The organism is Micromonospora sp. DT81.3, assembly GCF_049847225.1.
Lineage (GTDB): Bacteria > Actinomycetota > Actinomycetes > Actinomycetales > Microbacteriaceae > Microbacterium.
Window position 1 is genome coordinate 33,850 of record NZ_JBNCNY010000015.1, and the last position, 15,382, is coordinate 49,231.

19 protein-coding genes are annotated in these 15,382 nt (G+C 64.7%); 6 read left to right on the forward strand and 13 right to left on the reverse strand.

Annotated features, from left to right (window positions below; translation table 11 throughout):
* The first annotated feature begins 50 nt into the window (after positions 1 to 50).
* Both ACPW96_RS21290 and ACPW96_RS21295 read left to right on the forward strand, forming a co-directional pair.
* The gene (locus ACPW96_RS21290) at positions 51 to 644 is read left to right on the forward strand and encodes a hypothetical protein (RefSeq protein ID WP_425885578.1); all 594 of its coding nucleotides are present in this window, start codon (positions 51 to 53) and stop codon (positions 642 to 644) included.
* A gap of 247 nt (positions 645 to 891) precedes the next feature.
* The gene (locus ACPW96_RS21295) at positions 892 to 1,365 is read left to right on the forward strand and encodes a hypothetical protein (protein WP_425885580.1); all 474 of its coding nucleotides are present in this window, start codon (positions 892 to 894) and stop codon (positions 1,363 to 1,365) included.
* Here ACPW96_RS21295 and ACPW96_RS21300 read toward each other — a convergent pair.
* From ACPW96_RS21300 to ACPW96_RS21320, 5 genes are all read right to left on the reverse strand, one after another.
* On the reverse strand, positions 1,331 to 2,059 hold the full coding sequence (locus ACPW96_RS21300) for an RES domain-containing protein (protein WP_425885582.1): 729 nt from the start codon (positions 2,057 to 2,059) through the stop codon (positions 1,331 to 1,333). The two genes, ACPW96_RS21295 and ACPW96_RS21300, sit on opposite strands and share 35 nt — an antisense overlap.
* Positions 2,056 to 2,445: a hypothetical protein gene (locus ACPW96_RS21305; RefSeq protein ID WP_425885583.1), complete on the reverse strand. Its 390-nt coding sequence runs from the start codon at positions 2,443 to 2,445 to the stop codon at positions 2,056 to 2,058. Before ACPW96_RS21305 ends, ACPW96_RS21300 begins: the two co-directional genes overlap by 4 nt.
* 137 nt (positions 2,446 to 2,582) lie before the next feature.
* Entirely contained in the window at positions 2,583 to 3,425 is an 843-nt protein-coding gene (locus ACPW96_RS21310) for a hypothetical protein (RefSeq protein ID WP_425885585.1), read from the reverse strand.
* Positions 3,426 to 3,439: 14 nt separating this feature from the next.
* Positions 3,440 to 5,041: a relaxase/mobilization nuclease domain-containing protein gene (locus ACPW96_RS21315; RefSeq protein ID WP_425885587.1), complete on the reverse strand. Its 1,602-nt coding sequence runs from the start codon at positions 5,039 to 5,041 to the stop codon at positions 3,440 to 3,442.
* A 38-nt stretch (positions 5,042 to 5,079) separates the two neighbouring features.
* Positions 5,080 to 5,472, reverse strand: coding sequence for a plasmid mobilization protein (locus ACPW96_RS21320; RefSeq protein ID WP_425885589.1), 393 nt, complete (start codon positions 5,470 to 5,472; stop codon positions 5,080 to 5,082).
* A 225-nt stretch (positions 5,473 to 5,697) separates the two neighbouring features.
* Here ACPW96_RS21320 and ACPW96_RS21325 point away from each other — a divergent pair, with 225 nt between their 5' ends.
* The 4 genes from ACPW96_RS21325 to ACPW96_RS21340 all read left to right on the forward strand — a co-directional run bounded on the left by ACPW96_RS21325 (position 5,698) and on the right by ACPW96_RS21340 (position 9,522).
* On the forward strand, positions 5,698 to 6,006 hold the full coding sequence (locus tag ACPW96_RS21325; RefSeq protein ID WP_425885591.1) for a hypothetical protein: 309 nt from the start codon (positions 5,698 to 5,700) through the stop codon (positions 6,004 to 6,006).
* A gap of 248 nt (positions 6,007 to 6,254) precedes the next feature.
* Entirely contained in the window at positions 6,255 to 6,512 is a 258-nt protein-coding gene (nrdH, locus tag ACPW96_RS21330) for a glutaredoxin-like protein NrdH (RefSeq protein ID WP_425885593.1), read from the forward strand.
* Positions 6,509 to 6,724 carry a helix-turn-helix transcriptional regulator gene (locus ACPW96_RS21335; protein WP_425885595.1) on the forward strand — a complete coding sequence of 72 codons (216 nt, stop codon included), beginning with the start codon at positions 6,509 to 6,511 and terminating at the stop codon, positions 6,722 to 6,724. The genes nrdH and ACPW96_RS21335 overlap by 4 nt, the downstream gene beginning before the upstream one ends.
* 290 nt (positions 6,725 to 7,014) lie before the next feature.
* Positions 7,015 to 9,522, forward strand: a complete 2,508-nt coding sequence (locus ACPW96_RS21340) for a helicase C-terminal domain-containing protein (RefSeq protein WP_425885597.1) — start codon at positions 7,015 to 7,017, stop codon at positions 9,520 to 9,522.
* Between the two features lie 67 nt (positions 9,523 to 9,589).
* On the opposite strand, the gene ACPW96_RS21345 is transcribed toward ACPW96_RS21340, so the two are convergent.
* The 8 genes from ACPW96_RS21345 to ACPW96_RS21380 form a co-directional block, all read right to left on the reverse strand.
* Positions 9,590 to 10,708, reverse strand: coding sequence for a helix-turn-helix domain-containing protein (locus ACPW96_RS21345; protein WP_425885599.1), 1,119 nt, complete (start codon positions 10,706 to 10,708; stop codon positions 9,590 to 9,592).
* Positions 10,698 to 11,132, reverse strand: a complete 435-nt coding sequence (locus ACPW96_RS21350) for a hypothetical protein (RefSeq protein ID WP_425885600.1) — start codon at positions 11,130 to 11,132, stop codon at positions 10,698 to 10,700. Before ACPW96_RS21350 ends, ACPW96_RS21345 begins: the two co-directional genes overlap by 11 nt.
* A 320-nt stretch (positions 11,133 to 11,452) precedes the next feature.
* Positions 11,453 to 11,713, reverse strand: a complete 261-nt coding sequence (locus ACPW96_RS21355; RefSeq protein WP_425885601.1) for a hypothetical protein — start codon at positions 11,711 to 11,713, stop codon at positions 11,453 to 11,455.
* Between the two features lie 509 nt (positions 11,714 to 12,222).
* Positions 12,223 to 12,585, reverse strand: coding sequence for a single-stranded DNA-binding protein (locus ACPW96_RS21360; RefSeq protein ID WP_425885603.1), 363 nt, complete (start codon positions 12,583 to 12,585; stop codon positions 12,223 to 12,225).
* Between the two features lie 18 nt (positions 12,586 to 12,603).
* Positions 12,604 to 12,849 (reverse strand): glutaredoxin family protein, encoded by a 246-nt coding sequence (locus tag ACPW96_RS21365; RefSeq protein WP_425885604.1) that lies wholly within the window; start codon positions 12,847 to 12,849, stop codon positions 12,604 to 12,606.
* Between the two features lie 222 nt (positions 12,850 to 13,071).
* Complete coding sequence (locus ACPW96_RS21370; RefSeq protein WP_425885605.1) at positions 13,072 to 13,515, reverse strand: ParB family protein; 444 nt, start codon at positions 13,513 to 13,515, stop codon at positions 13,072 to 13,074.
* Complete coding sequence (locus tag ACPW96_RS21375) at positions 13,512 to 14,435, reverse strand: ParA family protein (protein ID WP_425885607.1); 924 nt, start codon at positions 14,433 to 14,435, stop codon at positions 13,512 to 13,514. The genes ACPW96_RS21370 and ACPW96_RS21375 overlap by 4 nt, the downstream gene beginning before the upstream one ends.
* A 257-nt stretch (positions 14,436 to 14,692) precedes the next feature.
* Positions 14,693 to 15,211 carry a hypothetical protein gene (locus ACPW96_RS21380; protein ID WP_425885609.1) on the reverse strand — a complete coding sequence of 173 codons (519 nt, stop codon included), beginning with the start codon at positions 15,209 to 15,211 and terminating at the stop codon, positions 14,693 to 14,695.
* Positions 15,212 to 15,382: the final 171 nt, after the last annotated feature.

The window sequence follows — 15,382 nt, forward strand, 5'->3', positions numbered from 1 at the left end:
CTTCGGCGCTGACCGCAGTCGATGTCTGAGGTGACGACCACACTGGGCTCATGATCAAAGAGTGGATGAGCGAGGAGGTCGCCCTGGCCAAGATGCGTGTGGATTTCCTACGGATGCGTATGTCCACGTTCGCTCGTGACCAGTTCCGGAAGGGGTTTCGCGCCGGATATAAGGCTGGCCGGCGCGATGAACGTGCCGGCGCGCGGGATGTCACGGAGCCGTACCGCAGCGAACCTCATCCGCAGGTGGAGGTCGACGGCATTGAGGTCGACGAGGGGATGCGGGTCCTGCTGGTAGCGCTCTGGAATCTCGGTCTAGACACGCAGTACTCGTGCCAGGGACATCCCGACAAGTTCGGCCCACACCAGGGATACAGCCGGACCTACGCTTCCCAGATCGTCTTTGGCAACGTCGAGCACGCTTTTAAGTTCCTGAAGAAGTCAGCCGAGCTACTCGGGTCCACCCATCACGGTGAAGACGGCTTCGTCCTCCACACCATGAGCCCGCTCGAGGATGGGACGCCCCGGGCCGAGGTGACGTTCTCACCGGTGCTTCTTCCCGAACTCACCCACCTGTGGACCGAGTTTGAACCCACAGTGCCCCGCGCGGCCGCGACTACGGATACCCAAGAAGCGAACGTGTAGAACTGCGAAGGGCTCCGCACCACGACGGCCGCGTGTGACCGGCGCAGCTTGACCCGTCACTCGTCCTTGGTTGGGTTGCTGAGTCCGGCCAGCGGTAGCTGCTGCATCCACCAGGTGGTGTCTGTGTCGGGGCAACTCGGGAGGCACGTGGCAAAAGACCCGTATTCGTCACCGTAGATGTTCCCCATGGCGTGTTGCGCGCAAGCGGGTCGGCCAACGCCGCCCCTCAGGCGTGGAAGATAGCTCCATGACGACGGATGCTCCCGTCTTGCTGACAGAGCAGGACTACTTGGCGTCAGCTTTGCGGCTGTTGATCGACGCCGCGTATGTCCGAGACGGGACCCGGATCGGATACGCGGAAGTCAGTCGTCACCTGCACGACGTCAAGCTCTCCCGATCGCGCTGGAACTACATCATGAACGGGCAACGCCTCGTTACCGACCCATCGGTCCGTCAGGCCCTCGCCGACTACTTCGGTGTGCAACCGCATGACCTGACCCGTGGAGGTCGACCTGAGCTCCTCGCTCTCCTCGACTCAGATCTCGCGACGATCCTTCGGTGCAGGCTCGAGAAGGTTCGGGCGTTCGCTGAACGGCAAGCGGCCGGTGTGGACTCTCCCGCCATCGACAACGCGATCACGTACCTCGACTCGCTCCTGGAAGACAGCAGCAGAATCGAAGATCTGCTCAGTGTCGGTACCAGTGCAACTGGAAGCGGCTGAACGCTTCCCGCAATTCTGGGAGTTCGGGCGTCAGTCGAGTGGGCGCGCTGGTCGGCTCGATGCGTGGGCTTCGTGGCGGATCGCCAGCTCGTTCGAACACCGCCCACACGCGGATGTCGTCGCCATGCCGGGAGCGGAACTCGACACCGTCGACCACCGCCTCCCCTGCATCGTTGTGCAGGTCGTAGAGCCATCTGGCGATCCCTCGGGTGAGGGCTCGATCCGTGGCGTCCTTCAGGAGCGCGACGTCTACGTCGCGGGCGGCCAGCCCGTGCCGCTCGAGCGGATAGTGCGCGAGCAGCGCGGCGACGCTGCGTGAGTGAGTGATGAAGCAGTAGCGCCCGCTCTGCCTGGCCTCGCCGTACTCCCGCTCATCCAGCCAGGAGTATCCGACAGCCCCGGGTGGTGCTTCGGGAAAGCTCTCTACGCTTCCGTCGTCGTCTTCGACCTCACCCAACCCTGCCTGCACCGGTGCGCTAGGGCGGAAGCGGGCGAGCAGTTCGAGCATGCAACCCAGAAGAGTATCGGCGGTATAAAGGGTGCGGATCTGTCCGAGCGGGTCGTCCCATCGACCATCGAACAGGCCGGCGTCGTTGGCGTACCTCCATGGCACCCACGCCCAGGCGTCGGGGGCGAAACCGACATGCCAGACCGTTCCCGGATCGCCGGTGATCTCAAGATCGGGAACCCTCATCCGATGTGCGCGAAAGACTTCGCCGCAGCGATGACATCGCGAGCACCATCGAACGGGTCGCTTTCGCGCAACACCTGTGCCGGCGCCTGATCGTTCAGCGAGGGATTCATGCCCTTAAACCAGGACTGCACCGTCACGACGTCATACCGCTCACGCAGCAGAGCAGCCGCGTGGAACGCGTGCCGAAGCCGTTCCCGATCGCGCTCACCGGGCTCCCCCGAGCCATCGGCCCACGTCGACACGGACCGGGCAGACTTCACTCCCCCGATGTACGCGACCAGACGCACCCCAAGGATCTCGCGCAAGCTCGAGACGAGTTCCGAGAGCGGTAGACGGATCGAATCCTCATACGCGAGCAGACCTGGTCGTTGATCCGAGGTCACCACCGGAACTATCATACCGAAACCGTACCGCTAAGCGCAGTACGAAACAACTAGCGAAGTGCACGCAAAACTGCAGGCAGGACCGCAGAGGAGTGGACACGCGGCACGGTTGATGTGTCCGGCAGAGACCACGCGCAATCTCAGCGAGACAATCCTCCACGAGAGCGTTCGTGCGTCACCGTTCGTGAGCGACCGCGTGGTTTCGCGGCGCGTCCGGGCGCCGCAGCGACTGCTTCTCGAGGGTGCTTTGCGTTCTCGCCGTCCGCCAGCACGCGCGCATGAATCTCCTTCTCCCCTGCTTTGCCTTCCAAGCTCGCCGCGAACGCCTGCCGACGATCGGCACTGTCGTACACGGTCCCGCTCTCTACCTGTTCCACTCGAGCGTCCTGACCCGCATTCGCGTTCTCGCGCTCAGCCTCTTCGCCAGTGGCCGCCGCGTCCGCGTCCCAGGCTCGCTGGGTCGCGTCATCGGCTTCGCGATCGCGTCGGTCAGCGCCGGCAAGCAGGATCTCGCTGGCAGTGAGCTCCTCCCGCGCACGGCGACGTTCCTCGTTCGCGCGGTCGCGGTCTCGTTCCGCTTCGCGCAGCGCCTCGGCCACAGCAGCGGGGTCCGCTCCGGGGCGCTCGATGTCGATCCCGTACCGCTCCCGTACCTCGCGGCGGATGCTCTCGCTGGCCTCCCTCGCGACCTCGTCGTAATTCCGCCAGGCGGTTGCGGTCCCGTGCGTCTCTGCGATGTCCTCCACGCGTGCCCGGTCCCACCACTCGGCGTGCTTGACCGGCTCCAGCGATGCCCGGACGGCGCCGCGCTCAGCCTCGAAGCGCGCTTCGAGTTCCCGGTACTCCTCGCGGGCGCCGGCCTCCCTCTGGCGCGCGAATTGCTCACGGAGGCGGCTGGTCCGTTCGCCGAACTGCGAAGCGACCGTGAGGGCGATGCGCAGCGACTCGTCGAACGTTTCGCCAACGCCATCTGTCTCGACCATGATGCGTCCTTCCTCTATTCCCGACCGTGCCCGTCGGGTTCGCGTGACGTGTCGGACGTGGACCGCTTGCGCGGGGTGATCGTGTTCGGCACCGGTGACCCGGCGCCGGGTGCCGCCAACCCCTCCGTGGCGCGTCGCACACTCGCCTCCTCGCGGGTCAGGGTGCGTGTGCGCTCCGGCGGCTCCTGACGACCCGGCACCGGCGGCAGCTGGCGTTCGACCGCGGCGAACTTCTCACGCATCATCCCTGCCAGCTGCTCCGCGCGGCGGGCATCGCCGGCGGCCGCGTGCGCATCCATCAGAGCCACAGACAACCTGCCGAGCTGTCGGAGCACGATCGCTTGGGCGACGCTCCCCCGGCCCCCAACAGCGGCCTGCATGAAGAGCATCGCAACACCGGATGCCGACCCCATCCGCACCGGCTTGGGCTTGGATTCGTAGGCCCGGATGTGCGCGCTGCGGGCGAGCTCGCGTGCCGTGTCAGCGAGGGGCCCCGGCGTTGCCTCGACCCTCTGCGACCAGGCAGCGAAAGCGCCGGCGGTTTCGCGTGCGACGTGCGCCCAGGTGGCACGGTCCGCCACGGGCACGTCCCGCAGTTGCTTCCGCAGCTCCCCCAGCTCCCGGCTGTACTTTTCCCACAGCTCCGGGTCCGGCGTGTGCTCTTCCCGGCCCGGTGCCACAGGACGGTACTGCCACGGGTTCCTACTCGTCGCCCGCCACTCGTCAACGCCGGCCTGCGCGGTCTGAGGGCTGTCCGGCCACCCTTCCCGCAGCCTCGGCAGTGTGAGATCTCGGGCAAGGCGCCCGCCGCCAAACCACACCGGCCGGCCGCCCTCGGCGGGGCGCAACGCAACCGAGTAGCCAGCCACGACGTCATCACGGCCGGCGGCGAAGCGCGGGCGGATGAGGACACCGGCGCGGCGTAGCCTGCGCACAAACTCACCCTCGTCGACGGACGCGATCGCCGCGGCGCGCACCGAGCGCTCGAGCCGGTGTGCGTCGACCTCGACACGGCCTTCCCGCACGGCTCGCGACAGCTCGGCCGGCTTCACGCCCCGCTCCCCCATCCCGCGCTCGCGCGACTCCAGCGGCGTCAACCCGTGCTCGCGCTCGAGCTGCCGGCACACGTCCTGTGCACGCCTGAAGTCGTTATGCGTCGCGGCTTTGGTGCCGTCCTCGCGAACGAGGGACACCGCAACATGAATGTGGTCGTTGCCGTTCGTGGAGAAACCGTGACGCACCGCGACCCACCGGCAGGCGGCCTTGCCGGACGCCTCAGTGAAGCCCATCCGGTCGACGAGCTGCTGCGCGATCTCTCCCCACTTCTCATCGCTCAGCGACCCCTCGTCAGCGTGCAGCGACAGCGAGCAATGCCACACGTCGGCCGCGACCCGCTCAGTGTGCAGCTCCCCCGTGTCGGGATCCTCGATGCGGACCGCGCGAGTGACCTCCACCTCGTACGCGACGCGAGGAGTGTCCAGACTCCGCGCGATCTCGCGCGCTGCCACATGATCCAACACGGCGTAGCCGTGCATCGCCATGATCGCCGAATCGCCCGCCACCAGGTGCTGCTCGGTGTGCTCGTTCGCGCGCCCCTCCCCCGCCAGATAGGTCATCAGGCCGACCATCCGGGAACCGCGAGTGATGTTCGGAATCATGCGCCGGCCAACCGGCGAATCGTCTCGTCAATCCGTCCCACGAGCTGCCGGTACTCGGCCACCACAGCCTCCGCCTCGGCAGGGAACGCGCCCTCAGTATTCGCGAACCGGGCCAACTGGTTCACATTGTTCGCAACCGTGCCAAGCGTGCGGGACACGGAGAACAACTCCGCGATCGCCTGCTTGCGCTCGGTGCTGGTCTCGATGTGCGCGTTCATCGCTGACTCCACCAGGAAACGAGGCACAGTCACCCCCGCAACCACCGCCCGCGCCTGCAGGTTCGCATCCTCATCGGTGTTCACCGCGACCGTGTAGCGCCGGTCCCGCTTCTGCTCAGAATTGGCTCGACGGCGCCGACCGAACACGTTCCGTGCGACGTGCTCCGACATTCCGTCACCCCCTTGGCCCAGCGCAGCGAACCCGCCTCCTGGCGGGGAACATACGACCAGTATGCAGTCGGCCTCCGCCGACGTCCAGACTTATGGCACATAAGTCTATAGCTTGCTCCGTGAACAGGCTTTGCCACCCACGGAATGTCCCTGCTCCTGAACAGTTATCCACAGTTGACCCAGTCTGGGGCGAGCGTGTCCTTTCCGGCGGTTAATCTCCTTGCCATGACCGATGTGCAACTGAACTCAGATGAGGTGGCGGCTCGGGCCCGCGCACTGATCGAAGCCGACGTCAACACGCGCGTCGAAGCGGTCCGCGTCCTCGCGGATGCCGCCAATGAGGCAGACGCTGCAGAGCAGCGATTCAAGGAGGCCACGAGCGCTCACGAACGCGCGTGGACGGCTGCCCTGAATGCGGGCTGGGCCGAACGCGAACTCCGCGCCACGGGGGTTCGAGCACCGGGTCAGTCGCCCCGCCGCGGCCGCGGGCGCCGCGCGTTCCAGCCCTCCGACTCACCGACTTCTGAGACGTAGCCTTCGGCTCCATAGATGTCGAACGAGCCCCATCGCGCTCCGCACCGACGGGTCTCGTTCAGGCGGCAACTTCGTTGCCTTTCGGCTGTGGGATGGTACGCAGCATTCCTCTCTGAGCAAGGGCTTTCGCGGCATATCCTCCCTCGCTTCGCTCAGTCCGGTATTCCACGGTCCCTTGCTCATTCACCCCTGCCGCTGTGATTCGGCGTGTGCCGAAAGGCAATGAGGTTGAGAGAGGACTACCACTGATGAACGAACCGCTGACGATCTACAGCAAGCCCGGATGCGTCCAATGCACGGCGACCATGCGCGCGCTCGATTCCGCAGGCATCGCGTACCGCGTGATCGACCTGACCACCGATGCCGCAGCGCTGGACCGGCTCAAGTCCGACGGGTATCTGCAGGCACCCGTGATCGAGAGTGCCGGCGACATCTGGACGGGCTTCCGCCCCGACAAGATCGAGGGCGTTATCCGGATGCTCGACGAGACAGGAGGTCAGGCATGACGCGCTTCGACGCCCCGCCGCCGATTCTGCTCACCCCGGCGGAGGCGTCCGTGATCCTCGGACGTACCGTGGAGGAGCTGCGGCGCTGGCGTGCCACCAACGAGGGGCCAGCCTTCTACGACCTCGGAGACGGGCTCATCCGCTACCGTCGCGCTTCCGTCCTAGCGCACATTCTCGACGTGGGTCCGGGGGTCACTCCGCCGGCTCGATAAGGCGGGCGGCCCTCAGCTCCGCCGAACGGGAGTTCCTTACACGGCGGCCAGCCAGATGGGTGCGCATCGTCGACGCTATCGCCGCAGAGGAGTGCTCGAGGGGCCCAGCAACTGGAACCGGATCCCCTTCGACCGGCCGTATCGTTCTTCTCGGTCTACCGAGCCCGGGCTCAGGGTCGAGTTCACGGACAGCTCGAACTCGCCCCGGAATGCAATCGACCAGATAGAGTCACGCTCGTGATGCGGACCGAAGTGATCATCTTCGGCGGCGTTTGAGTTGAGGAGTTCGAGTGCCATTCAGCTTCGGTGAGCTCGGTTCCAGCGGCGCAATATCAGGCATAGTCGAGCCCGGCCCGCTGTTCGACGCATTGCCCAACAAAGCTAAGGGCTACGGATATCTCCGTGCGGTCCAGAGCGAGGTGCTGGAGGCCTGGTCGCCGCGTCGTGACGAGCGGGACATCGTGATCAAGACCAACACAGGCGGCGGAAAGACCATCGTCGGCCTGCTCATGCTGCAATGTTCACTCCATGAGGGCCGCGGTCCCGCACTCTATCTCGCACCCGACCCCCATCTTGCTTCGCGAGCCACCGACGAGGCAAAGAATCTTGGTCTTGAGGTGACAGACAACCCTGAAGCTTCGCGTTTCCATGCAGGTGACGCGATTTGCGTTACCACGATGAAGACCCTGCTCAACGGCCGCTCCCGATTCGGACTTCTCGGGTCGGCCACTCGGCAACCAATCCCCGTTGGGACAATCGTCATCGATGACGCTCACGCTGCCCTGGCACAGGCGGAGGAAGACGCGCGCCTGACTATTCCCTCAACTCACCCAACGTACGGCCAGTTGCTGACACTGTTCGACGAAGACCTCCGAACGCAAGGGCTCAACACATATCTAGACATCCGCGATGGTGAGCACAGCGCAGTTCTTCGGATCCCCTTCTGGTCGTGGCAGGATCGAGCCGATGAGGTCCTCGCGATTCTCCGCCCGAGCCGCCATGAAGCCGACTTTGAGTGGTCCTGGCCATTAATCGGTGACATCGTCGACATCTGCGAGGCGGTGGTGACGTCCTCTGAAATCGAGATCAAGCCGCCTTTACCGCCGATCGAGAAGTTTCCGAGCTTCAATGAAGCGCCGCGGCGCATCTATCTGAGCGCCACCCTCGCCGACGACAGCGTCTTAGTGACCCACTTTGATGCCGACGAGACCAGCGTCTCTAACTCGATCGTGCCGGGGAGCGCGGCAGATCTGGGCGACCGTCTCGTGCTCGCCCCCCAGGAGCTAAACGCCGACATCACCCACTCGGACATCGTGAATCTGGCGAGTGATGTAGCGGCGACACACAACGTTGTGGTGTTGGTACCCAGCAAACGAGCTGCAACCGCCTGGGACTCGGTGTCCGAGCGCACCGTGAGTACCGCCGCAGCCATCACGCAGGCCGTGAAAGATCTCGGCTCTGGGCAGGTCGGTTTGGTCGTTGTCATCAACCGCTACGACGGCATCGACCTGCCGGACGATGCGTGTCGGCTTCTGATCATCGACAATCTGCCGTTTGCTTTTTCCGGTAGCGATCGTAGGGAGGCGGTAGCCCTACGCAACAGTCAGGCAATGGTTGCTCGGCAACTGCAGCGCCTGGAGCAAGGGATGGGCAGAGGCGTGCGCAGTCGCGACGACCGCTGCGCGATCTTGCTACTCGGCCCGCGCCTGACCCAGCTTGTAGCTCGGGCGGATGTCGCTGATCGACTCTCCCCAGCTACTCGGGCCCAGTTGGCTCTCTCACGCCGTGTAGCGGGACGTCTCCAAGGTGCAAATCTCGCGGGCATCAAGGAAGTCGTGAGCCAGGTTGTCGCCGGCGATGCCGAATTCCGCAGGCTCTCGCGCGAAGCTCTAATCGGCGTGACATATGGACCGGCGATCCTGTCCCCTACTGCTCGTCCACTTCGAGACGCCTACAACGCGGCCGTGGCGGGACGCGACGAGGCGGCAGCGCAACATTCAGGGGAGGCGGTCGCATCCGTAGCGGATGTTGACCCCCGCTTAGCGGGATGGTTGGGAGAAACCCATGCGAGCTACCTCCATCGGGTTGATCAAGCCGAGGCACAGACAGTTCTGGCAGCTTCAGCCCAACTCAACACTGCGGTGCTGCGACCACGTGCGGGCGTGCCTTACACGCAGATCACGGCTGCTAGTGCTCAAGCGGAGCAAACACTTTCGACGCTCCGAGCCCGGTATTCAAGCCCAACAGAATTGGTCGTTGGTGTAGACGCCCTTCTTGCCGACCTCGTCTGGGACAACACCCGGACCGACGACGCCGAGGCAGCCCTTGCTGACCTGGGCCGTCACCTCGGCTTCGTAGCTCAAGAGCCCGAGAGGGAGTTCGACATCGGGAGTGACGTGCTTTGGGCGCAGGGCGATCACAAATACGCCGTTATTGAGGCGAAGACTGGTGCGACTGCCTCGCTCATCTGGAAGAAAGACATCAATCAGCTCGCGGGCTCAGTGAATTGGTGCAAGTCCGAATATGGTGCTGATGCCAGCGTCGCGGCCATCATGGTGCACCCGAGCAGCATCGTCGAACGTACAGGTACGCCGCCGGCCGGGGCACGCGTTGTCACCAAGGCGTCTCTGAAGAGCCTCAAATCCCATGTCCGCGCGTTTGCTATCGCCGTTGCGCGGGACACCAACTTCGGGGATGGTGCGTCAATTCAGCAGAACCTCGCCCAGCATGATCTAACCCGTGACCGCCTTTTCGAGGCGTACTCGGTGCCAGCTCGCCGCCAGCCAAAGAAATCGTGAGGTGTCGGTGGAATGCAACGGCTTTCGCCGCATCGGGGTAGCTGGTTGCGCCTGCATCTGTGGCTCGTCAGGGGGCAATCGAGGCGATCGGCACACCGGGTCTCACCAGCGGCATGGCCTTCCCTCCAGAGATCACCGTCTCCACGTCACTCTCGGACAGGTTCGCCAGATCGGCGAGCCGTTCGATCGCCACACCGTGGTCAGCCGCGATGGCGAACGCGTTGGCTAGCAGGGTCGGATCGTCCGGCCGCGTGAGCGGAAAGGGCTCACGGCGGCGCCCGTAGGTGGCATTCATCTCCACGACGGCGCGACGATACGCGGCTTCGGTGATGATATCGAGCGTGCGCGATCGGTACAGGAGCGCCGCGATAGAGACGCCCCACTCACCTTTGAGACGCGCGTAGGTATTGAGGTTGAACCGTCGCGGCAGAACCTTACGCATCTCCGCTTCGGGCATCAGGAGTTCTGCGGCGAAGCTCTGTGCCTGCCGTTCGTGCCCCCCGCTCGCGTCGGCTTCCGGGTGACAAACGAGATGGCCCAGCTCATGGGCGGCATCGAATCTGCTACGTGCCGCGTCATCCTTATTGGTAACAAGGATGACTACCGGCCTATCACCGCTGTTCTGGCTATAGGCATCGATCCCGTCATCGGCGATAGGGAGTCGGCAGACGACGACTCCGTGAGCTTCCATGTGGCGGACGAGGTGACCCACAGGGCCATTCGGCAACGACCACTCCGCCCGCACGTGCTCCGCCGCCGCGCGGACATCGTCCCGACTTGAGTGCTCGTCGAGCGTGTAAGCCGGTACCTGCGGCGCCGGAAGTTGAACGAATCGTTCGAGAGCGTCAGCGACGTCCAGAACGATCTCGGACCACGTCCACGCCTGCCCCCTGCTTTGCTTTGTAGTGGAGCGCAGGCTGCGAAAATGTGTCCCGTCGAGGCCAGCCAGAGTAACTGGCCTGGTCGAATGCGTCAGGAATTGTCGCGGCACACCACACGCGAACGCCAGCTGCGCCATGACTGCGGAGCCAGGGCGGGATCGTCCGGACTCGTACTGCGAAATCGCGGCGTGTGACACACCCACCCGATCCGCCAGTTCGCGGAGATTTATGCCTGCCCGCAAACGCGCCAGGCGCAGTCGTTCACGCGAGAAGTTCGCCGGGGCAGAATCCGCCTCACTGATCATTGGAAGCACCCGCGGCCGCCGGCACCGCCGCCAGACCCAGTACCGGTTCCGGCTGATCCATGTACGTGACGCTTGCTGCCACCTCAGGGGTAGACACACTCGTGCCGTGGTCAGCCATGTCGTCGATCTGCTGAACCTCACCCCACTGCACTCGTCGAGCACCAACAGAGACAAGCTTTCCGAGAAATACCGCGGTCAGTCCGTTCTCGCTGTCGCCGCTCAGGATGACGTGAATGATTTCCTTACCCGGCAAGGTCTCCAGATCCATCCCGGGCAAGTAAGCAGCCATGTTCGCTGCACCGGCTTCCAATCGCGCATCGGTGGTGAAATCGAACGACGCTCGGTTGTGAATGTCCGGCGACTTGGCGGTCGCGAACCACAGCTCGTACGTGTCGGTTCCGGCGCGATGGCCGGCGCCCTCCATCCAGTCTCCGAGACCAAGGTCCTGTAGTCCGGCCTTCATGACTTCGCAAGAGCGGTGGTACCGCTCTGCTCCGAAGAGATACGCGTTCGAGCCGGGCTCACTGATGTTCCCCACCGCGATGCGGTGCCCGGCCGCCCCTCCCTCGACGATGACGTAAGAAGTTCCGGACTAAGGCGGAGGCGCTCGGTGATGGTCACGACTCCAACGATAGCGGAACATCTCATTTCATGTGCGTGCGTTAAGCATTTCGTCTCAATTCTTAAGCCAATAGCCCGCGCGGCCGAGGGCTTGGGCGGCGCCGAGACGCTGCTGCAGGGCGTTCACGCGTACGCGCGGTGCAGGTGCCAGGAGTCCTCGGCTCGGAAGACATCGAACACGAACGACTCCTCCTGCTCGTCGGTGGCCTGGCAGCGCCACCCGTGCATTCCTCGACCCTCCCGTGGCCTGACTGTCCATACCAACTCTCGCAACCTGGTTGGCATGTCGGTGACGGTCCAGCGCCGGCCCGCGTAGAACATGCGCGCCGGAATGTCGTTGACGATCCATAGCGTCACATCATGCTCGATTGTTGCGTCGTCCATAGTCAAGGAGAATAGAACATTATTTCGACGTGCGATAGCCTCCACTCGGTCGGAGAAGGGACACGGCGTGGGTTCGAACAGACGCTATGCGGCCAGCGTCGATCGGCAGATGGATCGGCGAATCCTTGAGCGCGTATCGCGCTCGGGATCCCTTCAGACCCTCTCGAACGCGGAGCTCGGGCTTGAGCGGGAGCCCTTCACCCGCGACCCGCAACCGAAGCCGGTGCGGGCGTGGGTGCGATTCGGAGATACACCGATTCTCGTCGACGCCGAAGCATGCGTGTGGACCTCGAGCGCCGTGGGGATTCGGTTCACCGTTGCCGGCACGGAACTCAAGACATGGGTGTGGGCATCCGCCGTGCAGACGGCCCCGCGTAACGCTGCAGTCCCCACCACGGAACCCCCTCGTGACTAACGGTGTTCTCGTGCAGCAGACGGGCCTCGTTCTCCGAAGAGCGAAGCCCCCGGCCGGGATCGAGACGGCCGGGGGCTGGTCGGTGGGTGAGCTACTACGGCTGGTCTTGCCGTGAGCTGCGGCTGACAACGGCCGTCGCGCGGCTGAGATCGGCGCCGATGGTGTCCGCCTCGAGGACACGGCCGTATTGCCTGCCGGCGTCGCCTTCCCAGCTGTTGGTGTGTTCTCGGCCGACGATGATCACCGGGTCGCCCTTGTGCAGACTTGCCGCAGCGTTTTCGCCGAGCTCGAACCGCGCCTCGACGAAGTGGGTGGTCGGGTCGGGGTGTGCCTGCCACTTGCCCTGCCGGTACTCCCCCGTGTTCTCGATGACGCGGAGCTTGGTGATCTGGATGCTGCCGGCCTGCACGACCTCGGGGTCGGCGGCCAGATTGCCGGTGATGGTGCGGATGGACATGATGATTCCTTTCGTTGGTTATCGGTTTGCGCTGATGCGGTCGATGTGGTCGGGGCGGAAGCCGCTCCAGTGGTCCTCGTCCGTGATGACGACGACGGGGGCTTCGGTGTACCCGAGCTCGTCGACGACGTATGCCCGCGCTGCGGGGTTCTCACGTATGTCGACCTCCACGAACTTCACGCCCTTGCGGGTCATGACGTTCTTAGTGAGCGTGCATCGGGCGCATGCCTCGCCTGTTGTGTAGACGATGATTTGCTCAGCCATTGCTCGCCTCCTCCCTGATCGCCCGTTTTTCTTTGCCTTCCGGCAATCGAGGGTTAAACGGCGTGCGAAGCGGCGGGATCAATCGACCGTGGAATACCGGACCGAGCGCAGCGAGGGAGGATATGCCGCGAAAGCGGTTGGCCGGGCGGTGGAGCCGACGTATCCTCGTCAGCCGGAAAGGTCAAAGAATCGGTAGAGGCACTGTGCCGCGTAGCGGCTCCGCTAGGCCGTGAACGGCCGCCCTGCGGGCAGTTGTGCGTTCCCGCCAGTGAATGGCTCTCCGCTGTTGTGGGCCGCTTCTCTGCGCTCCACCTCGGCGGCGATCGCCTTGGCGAGCATGTCCGAGTAGCTGGTGTCGGCCTCGGCGGTGCGCGTGGCCAGGAAGGTTGCTCTAGACCTGTCGCGCAGGGAGCGGGGCATCCGGAACGTGATCGCGTCTTTGGGTTCTTCGGCGACAGGGGTCAGCGTAGGCCGGCGTGCAGGCGTCGCTGGCCGCTTCTTCGTCGTCGCGCCACCCGCCTCGGTGGTGGCAATCGGAGCGGGCGCGTCTTCGGCCGCGGGAGGCTCGGCCTGTGCGTCGCGTTGCGATCGCATGAGCCGTGCCAGCGGCGCGCCCTCCGCGCGGGGCGCGAGCCCGCCAATCTTGCGGTTGGGCGCGTCGGTCATGCGGACTCCTTCACGTCGGCGCCCTCGGCGAGGGTTATCCGGGCGACGACTTCCTCCGTGACCGACTGGAGGTCGTCGGCGACGCTGGTCGCGGTGCGGGGTGCGAGTGTCGCAGCTGTCGCCTCTCCCCTGCGCACTTCGTACCATTTCGGTCCCTTGCGCACGAACTCGTCCAGCTCCGCCACGAGCAAGCCGCGTTCCCGAGTCGCTTGGGCTGTTGCCTCCGAGTGCCGGACGGTGGATGTGAGGACGATATCGGCGTAGCCGAACAACTCGGCCACGTGCGTGCGGGCTTCGCGTTCGACGTTGTGGGCGCTCTTGCCCACGTCCACGAGGACCACTCCCAACAGGTCTAGGTCGGGGTTCACATCGATCACCGCGTCCAGGCGCTTGGCGACGGCGGTCAGTCCCTTGCGGCTGGCTTTGTCGCTTTTGACCGGTACCAGGGCCCATCGGGCAGCGCCCACGGCGTTGGTCTGGAGCATTTCGTCGCCGGGTGGGCAGTCGATCAGGACCATGTCGTATTGCGGTGCGAGCTTCTCGAGGATCCGCGCGAGAGCGAGCTTCGCGCCGGTCGGATCCTTGCTCTGCTTGGCGGCGAGGCCGGCGGATGCGCTGTCGAGGGCTTCCCCGCCCATCAGTACGTCGAGATTGCCTCGGACGGACCGGTACAGCGCCGGCTCTTGGCCGAACATGAGGGCAGCGGCGAGGGCGCGGCCCTCGTCGTTCTGGTCTTCGTCGGTGTAGCCGAAGTCCTCGGCGATGTTGCCCTGCGGGTCAAGGTCGACGACCAGGACCTTGAAGTCGCTGGCGGCGAGCATGCCGGCGATGTTGGCGACCAGGGTGGTCTTGAGCACTCCCCCTTTGCCGTTGATGACGGCTACGACCCGCTCGAGTTTGCTTCGGTCGACGGTGGCCATGAGTGATGCCTCTCCTCAGCGCGAATGCTGGTATTTATTTCAATGCCCGCCTTGTCAGGATAAGGCGCGTTGCCACAAATACCAGCATTGCTTGCAGCGTGTCGAAATGCACGCAATACCAGCATTGCAAGCCTGGATTGCAATGCTGGTATTTATTGCGGGGGGAGTGTGAGGGGGTCGCCCCTCACAGCGGGCAGCCGCGAACCACCCGTTACCGCGGTGGGGGAGGGGCGGCGGGATGGACGCCGCCCCTTTGGTCACAGTCCCATGCGTGCCTGTGCTTCGCGCCGGGCGCGGACAGTTGCCGGCTCGACGTCGGGCCGGATTTCCCATGGTCCATTGGATGCGTTCGGCAGGCGTTCTTCGATGCGCCGGCGTAGCCGGTCGCAGAACTGCTTGGCCTCGCTGCTGGCCCAGTCCTCGACCTCGCACGCCTGGTATTCGAAGCAGTTGATCGCGTTCAGGATCTCGACGGGCTGCCACTGGGTGTGCGTGGGGGTTCGGTACTCGTAGATGTAGGCGTGATCTTCGTCGTAGCGGCGGTTGACGCTTGCAGCGTTGGCGTCGACCAGGAATTGTCCGTAGGCGGTCTCGGTCAGATGCTTGCGCAGCCGCCGGACGTTCCATTCGCCTGACCATCCGGACTCTTCGACGGCGTTGTACGGGGTGGGTTCGTCTCGTGTGTAGGTGTGCAGTTCCGGCTCGGTCGGCTTGCTGTGCACGGCGGCCCAGACCAGGACGTGAATGTGTTCCGGGTCGACCATGAATGCGCTCATCGCATCCTCCTTTGGCTCTGGCTGATCGTTTTTCTGTGCGTCTCCGCGGGTTAGATCGGTGTGAGCGGGAGCGGGGTAGTGCCGGGTCGTGGAATACCGGACTGAGCGCAGCGAGGGAGGATATGCCGCGAAAGCCCGGAACGGAGCCGCGGGAGCGAACTAAGGTCGTCC